Consider the following 16,244-nt stretch of genomic DNA (forward strand, 5'->3'; position numbering starts at 1 on the left):
CGTCCGTTGTTATCCGTTAGCCACCGCTAGCGATTCATCGCGCGTCGTGCTGCCGCACAAATGGCAAGCGGCCAGCATCTCCTGCAAGGAAGTCACGTAGCATTCGGCGCCCATCGCGTTTTGCAGATCGACGCTCCACTTTTGCAGATCTTCGGGCGTCCATAGTCCGACGATAATCGACACGTTCGGCAAGCGCGCGCGAATGCGCCGGACCATGTAGCGCAAATGCGAGGGAATGCCGTCTATCTGAAGATAGAGAAGGCACACGATACCGACATCGTCGGCGTCCATCCGGTCGATCGACGCACGCGATGCCGCTTCATGCGGCAATGCGCGCGCCGTGAAGCCGTGCTTGCCGAGCAACTGCAGCATGATCGTCGTCGCAAGCGGATCGAGCGGGCCGCGCCCAGGAATGCACAAGATGCGTTGATTCCCGACGCGCGGCATTGTGTGCGCCTGCGGCAGTTCGGGCGCGCGTTGCAAGGCTTGCTCGCGCGTATCGTCTTCTGCGCTCTCGGCGGCGTTTTCGCGTGCTTCATCGGCCGCGCCGCGTGCCTGGTTCGCGAACAGCATATGCGTTGCCGTCGAAGCAGGCGGGCCTTCACGCGACGGCGCGACCGGTCCGATCTCAGCACTTGCGTTTTCTGCTGCGTGCTGCGGCGGCTCGTCGGCGTAACTATCGAGGCCATCGACCAGATCGTTCGTGGTCGACTCGATGCGTGCAAGCTGCACCGCCGTGACGCTGCCGCGCACGACATCGTTCGCGGCCAGTTGCAAACCCTTTATCGCCACCTCGTCGTAGTAAGCCGATAACGAACGCTCGCGCAGCAGCGCTTCGGCTTGCGCAATCGCTTCGTCGGGATCGCCCGCAAGTGCGCGCTGATAAAAATTTTCGACCGGCGTGAGCGCCGGCTGATCGCCGAGCATCACGTCGAGAAATTCCAGGCGCCGGATATGTCGGCCGAGCACGAGCAGGCAAAGCGTCAACGGCGTCGACAGGATCAGGCCAATGGGCCCCCAGATCCAGCTCCAGAAGATCGCCGCGACGACCACCGAGAACGGCGAGAGCCCCGTGCTGCGTCCGTACAGCAACGGCTCGACTACCTGGCCCACCAGCAGTTCGACCGTCACGAAGAGCGCAATCGACCAGATCGCCATGTCCCAACCCGGACTCACCGCGGCGGCGAGCGCAGTGGCCAGCCCGCAGGCGATCCAGATGCCGACATACGGCACGAGCCGCAGCAAGGCCGCGAGGATGCCCCACAGAATCGGACTCGGCACGCCGATAAAAAAAAGCCCCGCGCCAATCGCCACGCCGAGGGCCGCATTCAATCCGAGCTGCGAAACGAAGTAGCGGCTCAAGCGCCGCGCGGCTTCGTCCATCACCATCGTCGTGCGGTGCAGATCGCGCGAACCGAACAGACGAATCGCGCGGTCGCGCAAGTCGTCGCGTTGCAACAGGATCACCACCATCACGACGAATACGATGAACGCCGTCTCCAGCGGACTGATGGCCGGCGACAACACGCGGCGCGCGACTTCGAGCGGCGTCGGCACCGGCTCGCGCACTTCGACGGGCACGGCGGCAGGCGCGCGGCCATCGGAAGAAGACGCATCGTGGCGCGGCTCCGGTTGCGGCGGCTCGACGGTTGCGCGTTGCAACGCCTGGCCCGCGGCTTTCGCAAAACGGTCGAGCTTGCCCACCGTCAGCGTGTGCGCCGCTTCCATCTTGCGCTCGATCGTCGCCTGATAACGCGGCATGCCCGCGGCGAGGTCGCTCAACTGCATCGTGATGACCGCGCCCAGCACACCGATCACCGAGATCGACATCACGACGGCCGCAAACACCGACGCAACGTGGCCAAGCTTCAGTCGGCCCAACCATTTGACGAGCGGCGCGACGAGAAAGCTCAGCAGAATCGCGAGCGTCATCGGAATCAGCACGGCGCGCGCGAAGTACAGGCACGCGACGAAACCGGCGCCGACCGCGAGTGCGATCAGCGCATCGAGACCGAACGCGGCAGGCGGCGCGTCGATGCGCGTGGGCGTCCCGCCGCGCGACGGTTCCGGAATGTCCTTCATTGCGCTACGTGCTGCTTGTCGCTTGTGATTGTGATTGTGGCGCTCCCTGTCATCACGCTATTTTTTCGGCTCTTCTGCAATCGGCCCGCTTTCCACTGGCGGCGCTTCCTTCTCGATCTCACTGCGGGCCTGTTCCCAGTACTCGTCGGGCGTGCCCTTCGGCTCCGGCGCATGCTCCCACAGGTAGTACGCGCGCGTGCGGATCTGGTCCTCCTGGGAGGTCTGCTCCTGTTCCATATGAGTCCCCTACGGTTTAGGTCTCGCGGATGCCGGCATGGCGAAGCCGCGCGCATCGTCGTGACGAATGCGCGTGGCCATCCACGCAGAGCAAGTGCTATTCCCGCTCAGCTAGCGGGCGGCGCTTCGCTTTCATCCGAAGTGAGTTGCTGTTCGAGTCTGTCGAACACGCGTTGCGTCGCGCGGCTCGGCGCTTCGAGTGCGAACAGCAGCAACGAACGCGCGGTGACCTGATACTCGTCGCCGGCGCTGAACTGCGGCAAGTCTGGGCGCACCGGCATGTTGGTATCGAGCAGGCAGGTCCAGCGCTCGCCCTCGGGCACGTCGGGCAATTTAAAGTTGACGACGTCGTGGTGGGCATTGAGCACTAGCAGCAACGTCGCATCCGACGCGGGGCGGCGGATGCCGCTCGCCTGCGCGCGGCCGTCGATCACGAGACCGAAGCAGCGCATCAGCGGATCGGCCCATTGCTCGGCGGTGAGATCGGTGCCGTCCGGCGCGAGCCAGCGCGCATCGGTCACGTCGAGCGCCTCGTTGTACTCACCCGTCAGAAAGCGGCTGCGGCGCAGCACCGGCAAGCGGTGGCGAAGCGTCGTCAGATTCCTGACGAACTCGGTGAGCGCGCGGCCGTCGTCGTCGATACCTTCCCAGTCGACCCAACTGATCTCGTTGTCCTGGCAATACGCGTTGTTGTTGCCCTTCTGCGTGCGGCCGAACTCGTCGCCCGCGAGAATCATCGGCGTGCCTTGCGAGAGCAGCAGCGTGGCAAGCAGATTGCGCTTCTGACGCTCGCGTTGCTGGCGAATCTCGGGGTCGTCGGTTGGACCTTCGACGCCCATATTCCACGACTTGTTATCCGAGTGGCCGTCCTTGTTGTCCTCGCCGTTCGCCTCGTTATGCTTGTCGTTGTACGAGACAAGATCGTTCAGCGTGAAACCGTCGTGCGCGGCGATAAAGTTGACGCTGGCCCACGGACGCCGCCCACGATGATTGAACTTGTCGCCCGATCCGGTGAGACGTGTCGCGAGATCGGCGACCATGCCCTCGTCGCCCTTCCAGTACGCGCGCACGGTGTCGCGAAAGCGGTCGTTCCATTCGGCCCAGCCCGGCGGAAAGCCGCCGACCTGATAGCCGCCGGGGCCGCAATCCCACGGCTCCGCGATAAGCCGCACGCTCGAGAGCACCGGGTCTTGCCGGCAACTGTCGAGAAAGCCGCCGCCTTCGTCGAAGCCGTGCGGCTCGCGGCCGAGAATCGTCGCGAGGTCGAAACGAAAACCGTCGACCTTCATCTCCGTCACCCAGTAGCGCAGGCTGTCGGTCACCATCTGCAGCACGCGCGGATGCGAGAGATTGAGCGTATTGCCCGTGCCCGTATCGTTGATGTAATAGCGCGGCTCATCGGGCATCAGCCGATAGTACGACGCGTTGTCGATGCCCTTGAACGAGAGCGTCGGCCCGCGTTCGTTGCCTTCGGCGGTGTGGTTGTACACCACGTCGAGAATCACTTCGAGATTCGCGTTATGAAACGCGTCCACCATGCCCTTGAACTCGCTGACGGACTCGTTGTTCGACGCGAAGAAACGCGGGTCGGCCGCGAAGAAGCCGATGGTGTTATAGCCCCAGTAGTTCGTGAGGCCCTTGTCGAGCAGATAGCTGTCGTTGACGAAGGTCTGGATCGGCATCAGTTCGACCGAAGTCACGCCGAGGCTCCTGATGTAGTCGATCACCGCCTTCTGCCCGAGTCCGGCGAAGGTGCCGCGCAGATTCTCCGGCACTTGCGGATGACGCTTCGTGAAGCCGCGCACATGCGTTTCATAGAAGATCACGCGGTCCCACGGCAACGGATTGCGTTCGGGATGAATCCACGAAAAGTTCGCGTCCACGACCTTGCACTTCGGCACGAAGGGCGCGCTGTCGCGCTCGTCGAACGACAGATCCGCCTCTTCCGAATCGAGCGTGTACCCGAAAATTTCCGGCGCCCATTTCAGTTCGCCGATATGCGCCTTCGCGTAAGGGTCGAGCAGCAGCTTGTTCGGATTGAAGCGATGACCCTTCTCCGGCTCATACGGACCATGCACGCGATAGCCGTACACAGCGCCCGGTTTCAGGTTCGGCACGAACACATGCCAGACCTCGTCGGTATATTCCGGCAATTCGATGCGCTCGATTTCATGCTGACCGGTTTCATCGAACAGACACAGTTCGACTTTCGTTGCGTGCGCCGAGAACAGCGCGAAGTTCACGCCGTTTCCGTTCCATGTCGCACCAAGCGGGAAAGGCGTGCCTTCCGCGATACGCGTCGAGTAATTGGCCGGGGATGACATAGGTTTTCCTGTGAGAAGCATGGGCGCGCACGCGCCTTTTTAGTGTAGGCGATACGGATAAGAGGCTCGCTCCTGTAGCAATCCGCGGGCCTGGACGTCGCGCGCCACGGGGCCACGCGGCATGCAATTTGCGGTAACGCGTTTGAAAGCCGACTCGGCTCGACGCGCCGCGACCGGCGCGAGACATAACAAGGAGAAACCATCATGCGAAGCATGCAATCCAAGGCGCTGCTCGCGGCAGCGCTGCTCGTCAGCACGCTCGTGCCGCTAACGCCTTTTTCGCTCTCCGGCAACGCGCATGCGCAAGGCGCGCCGCAGGCGATTACCGAAAAGCGCACGGACGTCGTGCAACTCGCGAGCGGCTATCGCGCATCGAAGCTGACCGGCGCGGACGTGTTCAACAAGAACAAGGACACCATCGGCACAGTGGACGATCTGATCGTCTCGCCAGGCGGCGACCGCAGCACTTACGCGATTCTGTCCGTCGGAGGATTCCTCGGCATCGGCAAGCATCTCGTGGCCGTTCCGTTCAACGATCTGCAGATTACCAACCGTCGTGTCGTTTTGCCGGAGGCGACCAAAAAGTCGCTCGAAGCATTGCCCGAATTCAAGTACGCGGATTGACGCTGCATTTCGCGCGCCGCGAAGTGGCGAGAGCGCAGCGCGGCCAATGCACCGCGGCACGGCGCTACGCTCCTCGCCATAGCGAACTCACGCGAACAGTTTATCCAGCGTAATCGGCAAGTCGCGCACGCGCTTGCCCGTTGCATGCCAGATCGCGTTGCTCACCGCGGCCGCCACGCCGACCACGCCGATTTCACCCACGCCCTTCACGCCGAGCGGATTCACGATCGTGTCGTGCTCCTCGACAAAGAGCACCTCGATGTCGTGAATATCCGCGTTGACCGGCACGTGATACTCGGCAAGGTTATGGTTCATCTGACGGCCTATGTCATGATCGAACTGCCCTTCTTCATGCAGCGCCATGCTGATGCCCCACACCACGCCGCCCGCCACCTGGCTTGCCGCGGTCTTCGGATTGACGATGTGCCCCGCCGCAACCGCGCTCACCACGCGCGTTACGCGCACGGTGCCCAGCGCTTCGTCCACGCGCGCTTCGACGAAGATCGCCGAATGGGTGCCCATCGAATACGCCTGCTGCTTTTCGTGCGGCTTCACGGTGGCCTGTTCTTCGAGCTTGTCGAGCCCGGCGCGCTCGAGCAACGCGTCGATGTCGATCGCGTCGGCCGTGCCGTGACCGCACACGAGGCGCTTGCCCATGCGTCGTATGTCGTCGCGATCAATGCTTGCGAAACGTCCGCCGCCATATTGCCGCGCCAGTTCGACAAGGCGATTGCGCAACCGCTTGCACGCGGCATCGACCGCACTGCCTACCGACGATACCGTCCACGATCCGCCTTCTATCGGCGCCTTCGGCAGGCGCGTATCGCCGAGTTCGAACACCACGTCCTGCAGCGGCACGCCGAGTGCATCCGCTGCGATCTGCGTCATCGCGGTGTAGGTGCCGGTGCCGATGTCGGCGGTTGAACTGGACACGGTCACGCGTCCATCGCGCGTAAGCACCGCGCGCGCCGACGCTTCGTTTTGCATCGCGTCCCACGCGCCCGTCGCCATGCCCCACCCGATCAGTTCGGTGCCCTCGCGCCGCGCGCGTGGCGCGAGCGGCCGCTTGTCCCAGCCGAAACGCGCCGCGCCTTCGCGATAGCAGTCGCGCAACGCCTTGCTCGAGAACGGCAGGTTCTTGTTCGCATCGCGCTCGGCGTAGTTGATGAGGCGCAGTTGCAGCGGGTCCATCCGCAATGCTTCCGCGAGTTCGTCCATCGCGACTTCGAGCGGGAAAAGACCTTGCGCGGCGCCCGGCGCGCGCATGTCGGCGGGCGTGGGCACGTCGAGCCGCGCGACCTTGTAGCCAAGCGTCACGTTCTCGCATCGGTAAATCTGGCCGGCCCAGTTCACCACGACGTCACAGTAGTCCTCGTACTGCGAGGTCTCGGACACCGCCTCGTGAATCACCGCCTGCAAGCGGCCGTCCGCATCAGCGCCGAGCGCCACGCGCTGAATGGATTGCGGCCGATGCGCGAACGTGAACATCTGCTGGCGCGTCAGCGTGACACGCACCGGCCGCTTCAATTCAAGCGCGGCCATGACCGCAAGCGCAAGGTGATACTGCGGCCTCAGACCCGAGCCGAACGCGCCGCCGACGAACGGCGAGACGACCTGCAACTCATCGTCCTTCAAACCGAACACGGCCGTCAGATACGACTTCGTATTGACGACGCCCTGAGTCTTTTCATACACGGTCAAGTGCCCATGCTCGTCGGGCACCACCGTGCAACCATGCATTTCCATCGGATTGTGATATTCCGCGGGCGTGCTGTAGAACGCATCGACGCGCGCCGCGGCGTTCGCCAACGCGGCGTCGGCGTCGCCGCGAGGTTCGGGCGGCGGATCGAAGCCGCCCTTCTCCGTGGACGGCGGCTCGGCGTTCATCAGCACTTCGCCCATCTCCGTTCGATGCGGCGCCGATTCATAACGCACGTCGACGAGCGAGGCCGCATGACGCGCGAGTTCGAGCGACTCGGCGAGCACCAGCGCGACAGGCTGGCCGCTGTACCACACGCGATCGTCCCACAGCGGCCGGAGCGGGCTGCCGCCGGGCGCGACCATGTCTTTATACGGCTTGTCCTCGCGCGGCAACTCCGGGCGATTCTGCCAGGTCAGCACATGCAGCACGCCAGGCAACGCGAGTGCCGCCGATGAGTCGATCGACACGATGGTTCCCGCCGCGATCGTGCTCGATACGACGAAGCCATACGTCAGTCCGTTGGCGCTGAAGTCGGCCGCATACTGCGCGGCGCCGGTCACTTTCAGCCGGCCGTCGACGCGCTTGTGCGGCACACCGCTCGCACGCAACGCGGGCAAAGTCTCAATGCGGTTCATCGCGCGTGCTCCTCCAGTGAACGTTGCGCCGCCATCGCGAAGGCGCGTTCGATGGCGCGCGCCGTCAATTCGATCTTGAACGCGTTGCCGCGGCGGCCGCGCGCATCGCGCAGGATGTCGGTCGCGAAGTTGCGCACCGTGTCGGCATTCAGCGGCTTGCCGCGCAGCGATGCTTCGGCATCCGTATTACGCCACGGTTTGTGTGCAACGCCGCCGAGCGCGCAATGCGCATTGACGATGATGTCGCCGTCCAGCTCGAGCCCGAGTGCAACGGAGACCAGCGCGAACGCATACGAAGCCCTGTCACGCACTTTCACGTAAGCGTGATGTTCCGCGAAGCCCTGCTTCGGCAACTCGACGGCGGTGATCAGCTCGTCGTCGCGCATGTTCGTGTCGATGTGCGGTGTGTCGCCGGGCAAGCGGTGGAAGTCCGCGAACGGCAGCACGCGCGAACCGTCAGGCCCCGACAGATGAACCGTTGCATCGAGCGCGGCCAATGCGACGCACATGTCCGACGGATGCACGGCGATGCAATGCTCGCTTGCGCCAAGAATCGCATGCATGCGATTCACGCCTTCCATTGCGGGACAGCCGGTGCCGGGCTCGCGTTTGTTGCAGCGCGTGCCCGCGTCGTAGAAATAGAGGCAGCGCGTGCGTTGCAGCAGATTGCCGCCGACGCTCGCCACATTGCGAATCTGCGGCGACGCGCCCGCGAGAATCGCCTTCGAGAGCAACGGGTAGCGCGCGCTTATCGTCGCGTCGTAGGCGGCCGCGCTGTTGGTCACGAGCGCGCCGATCTTGAGTCCGCCCGCGGCGGTCGGCTCGATTTGCCGAAGCGGCAAACGGTTGATGTCGATCACGAGCTGCGGATGCGCGACGTTCTCGCGCCACAGGTCCACGAGATTCGTGCCGCCTGCGATAAACGCAGCCGCCCGGTTCGCGCGATGCTGGTCGATGGCTTGCGGCACTTCGCTCGCGCGTGTGTAGGAGAAGCGGTTCATGGCCGCGCTCCTGCATCGCCGACTTCGGCTGCCTCCGCCGCTTCCTCCGGTTCGGACACGTCGAGAATCGCGGCGACGATGTTGTTGTACGCGCCGCAGCGGCACAGGTTGCCGCTCATCAGTTCGCGCACGTCGTCGGCGGTTTTCGCGTGGCCTTCCTCGAGCATCGCGACGGCGGAGCAGATTTGCCCCGGCGTGCAGTAGCCGCACTGAAACGCATCGTGATCGATGAAAGCCTGTTGAAGGGGATGCAATTGTTCGCCGTTCGCGAGTCCTTCGATCGTGGTGATCGAAGCGCCGTCGTAGATAACCGCGAGCGCAAGGCACGTGTTGATGCGCTGCCCGTTCACAATCGCGGTGCACGCGCCGCATTGTCCGTGGTCGCAGCCCTTCTTGGTGCCGGTCAGATGGCAATGTTCGCGCAGCAGATCGAGCAGCGACGTCCAGGCTTCGACGCCGAATGCATGCTGTTTGCCGTTGATGTCGAAGCTCACCGGCACGCGCTCGACGTCGCTCGGCGCGACATCCAGCGGCGTATCCGCAGTGGGTGTATTCATGGGGAGGTTCTCCTGACGAGGGTGACGCACAGCGAGCGCTAGGAAGAACTAGTGGTGCGCGCAAACGCCGTGCCCGGCAGGAAGGCGCGTGTCGAAATATCGGGGACGTTCTCGCACGAACCGCTGTCTGCACTAGCGCACAGACTGCGGTTCGCTTGCGTCGAGATTCAATCAATATGCCTAAATAATCGGCGAGCCGCCCGTGACTGCAATCGTTGCGCCCGAAATGTAGCTCGCTTCGTCGGAGGCGAGCATCACGTAAGCGGGCGCGAGTTCGGCGGGTTGGCCTGGCCGCTTCATCGGCACTTGCTGGCCGAATTTTTCGACCTTCTCAGGCGGCATCGTCGATGGAATCAGCGGCGTCCAGATCGGCCCCGGCGCGACGCAATTCACGCGAATGCCCTTCTCCGCGAGCAGTTGCGCGAGTCCGCCGGTGAAGTTCTGAATCGCGCCCTTGGTCGTCGCGTACGCGAGCAGGCCGGGGTTCGGATGGTCCGCGTTGATCGACGTCGTGTTCACGATCGCGCCGCCCGGCTTCATGTGCTTGACCGCCGCGCGCGAGATCCTGAACATCGCGCCGATGTTGGTATCGAAGGTCTTGTCCCACTCGTCGTCCGTGATCGCGTCGAGCGACGGGTACGTCATCTGGTACGCGGCGTTGTTCACGAGCACGTCCAGCCGGCCGAATGCCTGCACGGCCTTGTCGACGATCGCATTGCAATGCGCGCGATCGGTGATGTCGCCCGGCACCAGCACCGCCTTGCGGCCCGCTTCTTCGACCCAGCGCGCGGTTTCGCGCGCGTCGTCGTCTTCGTTGAGATACGCGATCAGCACGTCCGCGCCTTCGCGCGCGAACGCAATGGCGACCGCGCGGCCAATGCCGCTGTCGCCGCCCGTGATGATCGCCGCCTTGCCGGCGAGGCGGCCCGAGCCCTTATACGATTTCTCGCCGTGATCGGGCTGCGGCTGCATCGGCGCGGTGCGGCCCGGCGTTTGATCCTGCTGCTGTCCGTCGAACGGTGGCGTAGGACGTTCCTTGTCGCTCATACGATCCTCCAGAGTGCTGATGAACATGTGCGGCGTGCGAGACGCACGGCGTTGCAACAGGGTCAGCAACCGGCGGGCCTGCATACATGCGGTTTGTTACGGCGCATGCGTGCGGCGGTAGAAGATGTTGGGAAAAGATGAGGACAACGCGTGGATGAAGTGTGGCGCTCGCGCCGCGATCTGCGCAAATAGAGGGAATCGGCAAGCATATGCAGCGAAACGGCAATCGCAGTTTTTTCAAAGGCCGCGCAGGCTTTACGGCGGCCCCGCCGCATGCAGCGCAGCAGCCGATTCGAGCACGCGCAAGAGCCGTTCGGGCGTCAACGGCTTCGCGCAATGCGCGTCGAAACCCACCGCGCGCGCGCGGGCGCGGTCGTCGCGCGAGGCGAAAGCGGTGCACGCAACAAGCAGCATATGCGCCGTCGATGGATGCGCCCGCAAGCGCCGCGCAAGTTCGAGGCCGTCGATTCCCGGCATCTTGATGTCGAGCACGACGGCAAACGGTTGCCACTCCGACGCCATATCGCATACCGCGTGCGGGTCGTCCAGCGCGCGGCATTCGAATCCGTCCGCGTTCAGCAGCATCTGCAGCGCATCGGCTGCTTCACGATAGTCGTCCACCACCAGCACGCGACGGTGCGACGCCATCGCATACTGGATCGGCCGCCATACGACCACGTCTTCGCTGTCGTCGAATCGGTTATCGAGCGTCACCTTCTTCTCCTTGATCGTCGCGTGCGCCGCTATGCGGCACCCGGCGCACGGCCGCAAGATTCGCTCCCGCGCCGCGTTGTTGTTGCTTACATGGTGTGGCTTAGATGCTTGGTGAATGACTGCGGCGCTTATGCGGCCCGATCGTCGATGAAACCCTTGAGCATCGCGAGCGTATCGGCGTCGTCGATATGCTTGTCCGTGCGCCAGCGCAGCATGCGCGGAAAACGCACCGCCACGCCGGATTTATGACGCGTACTCGCCTGGATGCCTTCAAAGCCGATTTCGAATACGAGTGTCGGCGTCACGCTGCGCACCGGTCCGAACTTCTCGATCGTAGTCTTGCGCACGATTGCGTCAACCTGGCGCATTTCCTCATCGGTAAGACCCGAATACGCCTTGGCGAACGGCACGAGCGTGCGCACGCCATTGGCTTCGTCCCACACTGCGAACGTGAAGTCGGTGTACAGGCTCGCACGCCGGCCGTGTCCGCGCTGCGCGTAAACCAGTACGGCGTCCACCGCATACGGATCGATCTTCCATTTCCACCACGTACCCGAAGCCTTCGTGCGGCCCACGCCATACAACGACTCGCGCTCCTTCAGCATGAAGCCTTCGACGCCGCGCGCGCGGCTTTCTTCACGCAGTGCAGCCAACGTCTGCCAATCGGCTGCCGATACGAGCGGCGATACGCGCAGCAGATCGCGCGCAAGCGTGGTGTCGAGCGATGCCGCCAGCGCGTCGAGACGCGCACGCCGTTCGACGAGCGGCGTCATGCGCAAATCTTTGCCGTCCGCTTCGAGCAGATCGTAAGCGAGCAATGCAGCGGGCGAATCGGCGAGAATTTTTTTCGTCAGCGTCTTGCGCGCGATGCGCGGTTGCAAACGCGCGAACGGCAATGGCGCGATAGCGCCCGGCTCCCACGCAAGAATCTCGCCGTCTATCACGAAGCCGTCGGGCAACGCCTCGCCCAACGCGGTGACTTCGGGAAAGCGATCGGTGATCAGGTCCTCGCCGCGCGACCACAACCACACGCGTCCCGCACGTTTGACGAGTTGCGCACGTATGCCGTCCCACTTCCATTCGATCAGCCAGTGCGACGGATCGCCGAGCGTCTCGGGATCGGCCTGCAACGGATGCGCGAGAAAGAACGGATACGGCAGGCCGAGATCGCTGTCGTGCCGCTCTGTTGGATGCTGCGCATCGTCGCCGGCAAGTTCTGATGCCTCGGGCGCGATCAGCCGCAGATAGCGCGCGGCGTCCGGCTTTTGCCGCGAATCCGTCCATCCGACCATGCGTTGCGCGATCCGCTTATGGTCGACACCGGCCACTTCCGCGAGCGCTCGCACGACGAGTTGCCGCGCGACCCCGACACGAAAGCCGCCGCCGATCAGCTTCGTGAGCAAGAAGCGGCCGCTCCAGTCGAGTTCGTCCCAATAGCTGAAAAGACGCGTGCGCAATTCGTCCGGCGGAAGACCGCGCAAGATCAGCACGCGCTGCTCGATCCATTGTGTGAGGCCGAGTTCGGAGCTGCGTTGCGCGGGCGGCAGGATATGCGCGATGGTCTCCGCCAGATCGCCCACTGCGTGATACGACTCTTCGAAAAGCCATGCGGGCAAGCCGGCGCGTTCGCGCGCGAACTCGGTCAGAAGACGCGTGGGCACCGATTGCCGCGGCTTGCCGCCCGCCAGAAAATACGATGCCCACGCGGCATCTTCAGGCTCGGCCACGGAGAAATAACTCGTGAGCGCTTCGAGCTTGTCATGCGTGGAAGTGGTCGCGTCGAGCGCGGTGTAAAGAGCGGCGAAGCGCTTCATGAACGGCTCGCGGTATCGTGGGCGTCGAATGCGGGCGCGCGGGCTTCGTCGCCCGGTGCATGTGTCACCGAGTCTTGCGTGACGGTTTCGACGCTGCCCAACGCATCGGCTTCGACCGTGTCGTCGCCGTATTGCGTCGCGAAGGCTCCCGCTTCGAGCCCTTGCTCGCGCAGCCAGCGCACCATCGGTTCAACCGATCCATGCGTGACGATGACGCGCTGTGCGCCGCTCGCGTGAATCGCCGTTTGCAGCGCGGGCCAATCCGCATGATCGGAGAGCACGAAGCCGCGGTCGACGCCGCGCCTGCGGCGCGCGCCGCGCAGGCGCATCCAGCCCGACGCGAAAGCGTCGCTATAGTCGCCGAAGCGTTTGAGCCACGCGCTGCCTTGCGCCGACGGCGGCGCGACGATCAGCGCCTGTTTGAACGTGGCCTTCTCTTTCGGCGGAATTTCGCTGACGAGCCGTACCGGCGGCAAGCGCACGCCGGCCTCGCGATACGCGCGGTTGAGCGGCTCGACCGCGCCATGACAGAAGATCGGTCCGATGCCCGCGTCGACGCTCGCCAGCACCCGCTGCGCCTTGCCGAACGAATAGCAGAACAACACGGACGCGCGCCCCTGGGCCGCATTGTGACGCCACCATGAATCGATTCCGTCGAACACGGTTTGCGGCGTGTCCCATCGATAGATCGGCAGACCGAAGGTGGATTCGGTGATGAATGTATCGCAACGCACGGGCTCGAATGCATCGCAGGTCGGGTCGGGGTCCAGCTTGTAGTCGCCCGATGCGACCCACACGCGGCCACCGTATTCGATGCGCAATTGCGCGGAACCGAGCACATGTCCCGCCGGATGCAGCGAGACAGTGACGCCGTTGATGTCGAGCCGCTCGCCGTACGCGAGCGTTTGCAGCGAGATGTCGGGCAGACGCGAGAGCAGCACGTTCGCGCCCGCGCGCGATGCAAGATAGTGCCGATGCCCGAAGCGCGCATGATCCGAGTGCGCATGCGTGATCACGGCGCGCTCGACGGGCTGCCACGGATCGATATAAAAATCGCCCGGCGGACAATACAAACCCTCGGGCCGTGCGATGACGAGATCCCCGGGGCCGGCATTGTCCGCTGCGATATTCGAGGTGGGTTCGGATGCCATGTCGCCGTATCAAGCAAAGGTTATTCCCGGCTGCACTGTCATGCGCATGGCGGCTTTCTTGCTTGTCTTTGCGATCAGGCGTGTCGGAATGCGCCGCTCATCGGCGGCGCGAAACGCGCTTGTTGCGAGGACCCATGCACTTCACCATCGATCGACGCACGCTGTACGTCGCGAAACATCCGGGCCGGTTTACGCTCGACGCGCTCAAAGCGTTTCGCGCGAACCAGGGACTGCTGCTCGCCGGCGCGGTCGCGTATTACGCGCTGCTTTCCATCGTGCCGCTGATGATACTCATCGTCATCGCACTGTCGCGCATCGTGCCGCAACACGTTTTGTTGTCCGCGCTGGGGCATCTTCTGCAGTGGCTCGTGCCTGGCCAGTCGAAGGCGCTCGTGCATGAACTCGCCAATTTCCTCGCGCATCGCGCGGTGGTCGGCTGGGTGCTGTTCGTCACCATGCTGTTCTTCAGTTCGCTCGCGTTCACCGTGCTCGAAAACGCGATGTCGCTGATCTTCGTGCATCGCGTGGTCATACGGCGGCGGCATTTTTTGCTGTCGGCGCTGCTGCCGTATTGCTACATCCTGTTCCTCGGCGTCGGCGCGTTGATCGTCACCGTTGTGTCGAGTGGACTCGAAGCGGTCGGCGCCGCAGGCATCGATCTGTTCGGCACCTATGTTTCGTTGCAAGGTGCGTCGCGCGTGCTGCTGTATCTGCTGGGTCTCGCCGGTGAGATTTTTGTGCTGACGTCGATTTATATGGTGATGCCGGTAGGACGGCCTTCGCTGAAACACGCGCTGTTCGGCGGTATTGTCGCGGCCGTGTTGTGGGAGATCACGCGGCATGTTCTCGTGTGGTACTTCGCGACGCTTTCGCAGGTCAGCGTGGTGTACGGCTCGCTCACGATGGCGATCGTGATTCTGTTCAGCCTGGAATGGCTGGCGACGCTGCTGCTGTTCGGCGCACAGGTGATCGCGCAATACGAGCGCTTCGGCCTCGAGCCGCAAGACGCGCCGAAGCAGCCGATTAAAACCGGCTGAGTGTGTTCTCGCAGCAAGGCGCAGCGCGACCAAAACGCTGCGGTAACATTACGCGCATTCGCCGCTTCCATTCCGGCGCACTTACGGGATTCGATCATGAGCGCCGTTCAGCGCCACAAGATAAACCCCTGTCGATACAACAGCGCACCCTATGCTGGATGAAGCGCTGATCGAAAACAGTCTCGCCGCCCGCGGCATCGTTGCCGATGCGAGGCAACGCGAGGCCATCGCGGCGCTCGCCGAATTACTCCGCCCGGCTGCGCGCGATTTTCACTCACGATACCAGGGCGTGTATTGCCACGGACTGCCTGGACGCGGCAAAAGCCTCGTGGTCGATACCGTGTTCGAACTCGCGGATTGCCGCAAGCGGCGTCTGCATTTTCACGAGTTTCTGCGCGAGATGAACCGGCGCCTCGTGAACGAACCGCGTGGCGACGACCGGCTCGGCTCCGTGTCGAAGCAATGGCTCGATGGCATCGAGCTGTTGTGCTTCGACGAATTCCATGTGCACGACATTGCCGACGCGTTTCTGATGGGCCGCTTTCTCGACACGGCCATCGCGCTCGGCACGCGCATCATGCTGACGTCGAACTACGCGCCGGAGCATCTATTGTCCGACCCGGAGTTTCACGAGCGCTTCTTGCCGACCATCGGGCAGATCAGGCAGCACTTTCGCGTGATTCATTTCGACGGCGCCCGCGATTATCGCTTCGGCGGTCAGGCGCATCCGTCGCCGCGTTTCTTTTCTCCACTCGATGCCGCGACCGGCGACGCGCTGCGCGATGTTTTTCTGCGCTACGAAAGCAGCGGCGCACTCGACGCGACGAAGCTCAGCGCAGCGGGCCGCCCGCTGATTGCGCGCGCGGTCGGCGCGGCTCTTCTTTGGGCCGACTTCGAAGCGCTTTGCGTGGCAAGCCGTTCACATCTCGACTACCTCGATCTCGCCGAGCGCTGGCGTGGGCTCATCGTCGACAACGTGCGTACCGAATGGCTCACGAAAGCGCATACGCTGCAGCGGCTCGTATGGCTCGTCGACATTCTTTACGACCGCAAGCGCGCGCTGTTCATTGCATCGGATCAACCGATTCATGCCGCGTTGGGCGGCCTCGAAGGCGCGCATGATCTGTCGAGAACGCTGAGCCGGCTCGCGGAAATGCAATCGCGCGGCTATCGGAATGCGCTCGACGATGCGATGGACCGGCCAGCGCAAACAGCGGACGAACGCTAAGCCAGCACGCTTAAAAACCCGCATACGATCGATACGGGAATGCACCGTGCTACCGCCGTTGAAGTTTCATTCTTCAGCGGATAAACACTCC

General features: G+C 63.6%; 13 protein-coding genes. 3 read left to right on the plus strand and 10 right to left on the minus strand.

Going from position 1 to position 16,244, the window contains the following annotated elements; translation table 11 throughout:
* Nucleotides 1-9: 9 nt before the first annotated feature.
* The 3 genes from AB6809_RS21645 to glgX all read right to left on the minus strand — a co-directional run bounded on the left by AB6809_RS21645 (nt 10) and on the right by glgX (nt 4,643).
* A complete protein-coding gene (locus tag AB6809_RS21645; RefSeq protein ID WP_371027126.1) occupies nt 10-2,082 on the minus strand; it encodes an AI-2E family transporter in 2,073 nt (690 codons plus the stop codon).
* Nucleotides 2,083-2,139: 57 nt separating this feature from the next.
* Nucleotides 2,140-2,319 (minus strand): DUF2934 domain-containing protein, encoded by a 180-nt coding sequence (locus AB6809_RS21650; RefSeq protein WP_006047061.1) that lies wholly within the window; start codon nt 2,317-2,319, stop codon nt 2,140-2,142.
* A gap of 107 nt (nt 2,320-2,426) precedes the next feature.
* A complete protein-coding gene (gene glgX / locus AB6809_RS21655) occupies nt 2,427-4,643 on the minus strand; it encodes a glycogen debranching protein GlgX (RefSeq protein WP_371027127.1) in 2,217 nt (738 codons plus the stop codon).
* A gap of 204 nt (nt 4,644-4,847) precedes the next feature.
* On the opposite strand from glgX, the gene AB6809_RS21660 reads away from it, so the two are divergent.
* Nucleotides 4,848-5,267 (plus strand): PRC-barrel domain-containing protein, encoded by a 420-nt coding sequence (locus AB6809_RS21660; RefSeq protein ID WP_192698993.1) that lies wholly within the window; start codon nt 4,848-4,850, stop codon nt 5,265-5,267.
* 87 nt (nt 5,268-5,354) lie between these two features.
* Here AB6809_RS21660 and AB6809_RS21665 read toward each other — a convergent pair whose 3' ends face one another.
* The 7 genes from AB6809_RS21665 to AB6809_RS21695 all read right to left on the minus strand — a co-directional run bounded on the left by AB6809_RS21665 (nt 5,355) and on the right by AB6809_RS21695 (nt 13,888).
* Nucleotides 5,355-7,604: a xanthine dehydrogenase family protein molybdopterin-binding subunit gene (locus AB6809_RS21665; RefSeq protein ID WP_371027128.1), complete on the minus strand. Its 2,250-nt coding sequence runs from the start codon at nt 7,602-7,604 to the stop codon at nt 5,355-5,357.
* Nucleotides 7,601-8,605, minus strand: coding sequence for a xanthine dehydrogenase family protein subunit M (locus AB6809_RS21670; protein ID WP_371027129.1), 1,005 nt, complete (start codon nt 8,603-8,605; stop codon nt 7,601-7,603). Before AB6809_RS21670 ends, AB6809_RS21665 begins: the two co-directional genes overlap by 4 nt.
* Entirely contained in the window at nt 8,602-9,162 is a 561-nt protein-coding gene (locus tag AB6809_RS21675; protein WP_371027130.1) for a (2Fe-2S)-binding protein, read from the minus strand. The genes AB6809_RS21670 and AB6809_RS21675 overlap by 4 nt, the downstream gene beginning before the upstream one ends.
* Before the next feature lie 180 nt (nt 9,163-9,342).
* Nucleotides 9,343-10,209 carry an SDR family oxidoreductase gene (locus AB6809_RS21680; protein ID WP_053859132.1) on the minus strand — a complete coding sequence of 289 codons (867 nt, stop codon included), beginning with the start codon at nt 10,207-10,209 and terminating at the stop codon, nt 9,343-9,345.
* Between the two features lie 255 nt (nt 10,210-10,464).
* Nucleotides 10,465-10,923, minus strand: coding sequence for a response regulator (locus AB6809_RS21685; RefSeq protein ID WP_006047054.1), 459 nt, complete (start codon nt 10,921-10,923; stop codon nt 10,465-10,467).
* Nucleotides 10,924-11,051: 128 nt separating this feature from the next.
* Nucleotides 11,052-12,737 carry an ATP-dependent DNA ligase gene (locus AB6809_RS21690; RefSeq protein ID WP_006047053.1) on the minus strand — a complete coding sequence of 562 codons (1,686 nt, stop codon included), beginning with the start codon at nt 12,735-12,737 and terminating at the stop codon, nt 11,052-11,054.
* A complete protein-coding gene (locus tag AB6809_RS21695; protein ID WP_371027131.1) occupies nt 12,734-13,888 on the minus strand; it encodes a ligase-associated DNA damage response exonuclease in 1,155 nt (384 codons plus the stop codon). Before AB6809_RS21695 ends, AB6809_RS21690 begins: the two co-directional genes overlap by 4 nt.
* A gap of 134 nt (nt 13,889-14,022) precedes the next feature.
* On the opposite strand from AB6809_RS21695, the gene AB6809_RS21700 reads away from it, so the two are divergent.
* Complete coding sequence (locus AB6809_RS21700; protein ID WP_371027132.1) at nt 14,023-14,925, plus strand: YihY/virulence factor BrkB family protein; 903 nt, start codon at nt 14,023-14,025, stop codon at nt 14,923-14,925.
* 151 nt (nt 14,926-15,076) lie between these two features.
* Complete coding sequence (zapE, locus tag AB6809_RS21705; RefSeq protein ID WP_371027133.1) at nt 15,077-16,153, plus strand: cell division protein ZapE; 1,077 nt, start codon at nt 15,077-15,079, stop codon at nt 16,151-16,153.
* Nucleotides 16,154-16,244 lie beyond the last annotated feature (91 nt).

Origin of the sequence: Paraburkholderia sp. RCC_158 (assembly GCF_041355255.1) — a bacterium.
In the GTDB taxonomy this organism is placed as follows: Bacteria; Pseudomonadota; Gammaproteobacteria; order Burkholderiales; family Burkholderiaceae; genus Paraburkholderia; species Paraburkholderia graminis.

Coding starts and splice junctions, on each gene's coding strand:
- AB6809_RS21695 (WP_371027131.1), bottom strand. CDS start 13,888: ATGGCATCCGAACCCACCTCGAATATCGCAGCGGACAATGCCGGCCCC.
- AB6809_RS21660 (WP_192698993.1), top strand. CDS start 4,848: ATGCGAAGCATGCAATCCAAGGCGCTGCTCGCGGCAGCGCTGCTCGTC.
- AB6809_RS21680 (WP_053859132.1), bottom strand. CDS start 10,209: ATGAGCGACAAGGAACGTCCTACGCCACCGTTCGACGGACAGCAGCAG.
- AB6809_RS21665 (WP_371027128.1), bottom strand. CDS start 7,604: ATGAACCGCATTGAGACTTTGCCCGCGTTGCGTGCGAGCGGTGTGCCG.
- AB6809_RS21650 (WP_006047061.1), bottom strand. CDS start 2,319: ATGGAACAGGAGCAGACCTCCCAGGAGGACCAGATCCGCACGCGCGCG.
- AB6809_RS21700 (WP_371027132.1), top strand. CDS start 14,023: ATGCACTTCACCATCGATCGACGCACGCTGTACGTCGCGAAACATCCG.
- AB6809_RS21690 (WP_006047053.1), bottom strand. CDS start 12,737: ATGAAGCGCTTCGCCGCTCTTTACACCGCGCTCGACGCGACCACTTCC.
- AB6809_RS21675 (WP_371027130.1), bottom strand. CDS start 9,162: ATGAATACACCCACTGCGGATACGCCGCTGGATGTCGCGCCGAGCGAC.
- zapE (WP_371027133.1), top strand. CDS start 15,077: ATGCTGGATGAAGCGCTGATCGAAAACAGTCTCGCCGCCCGCGGCATC.
- AB6809_RS21670 (WP_371027129.1), bottom strand. CDS start 8,605: ATGAACCGCTTCTCCTACACACGCGCGAGCGAAGTGCCGCAAGCCATC.
- AB6809_RS21645 (WP_371027126.1), bottom strand. CDS start 2,082: ATGAAGGACATTCCGGAACCGTCGCGCGGCGGGACGCCCACGCGCATC.
- glgX (WP_371027127.1), bottom strand. CDS start 4,643: ATGTCATCCCCGGCCAATTACTCGACGCGTATCGCGGAAGGCACGCCT.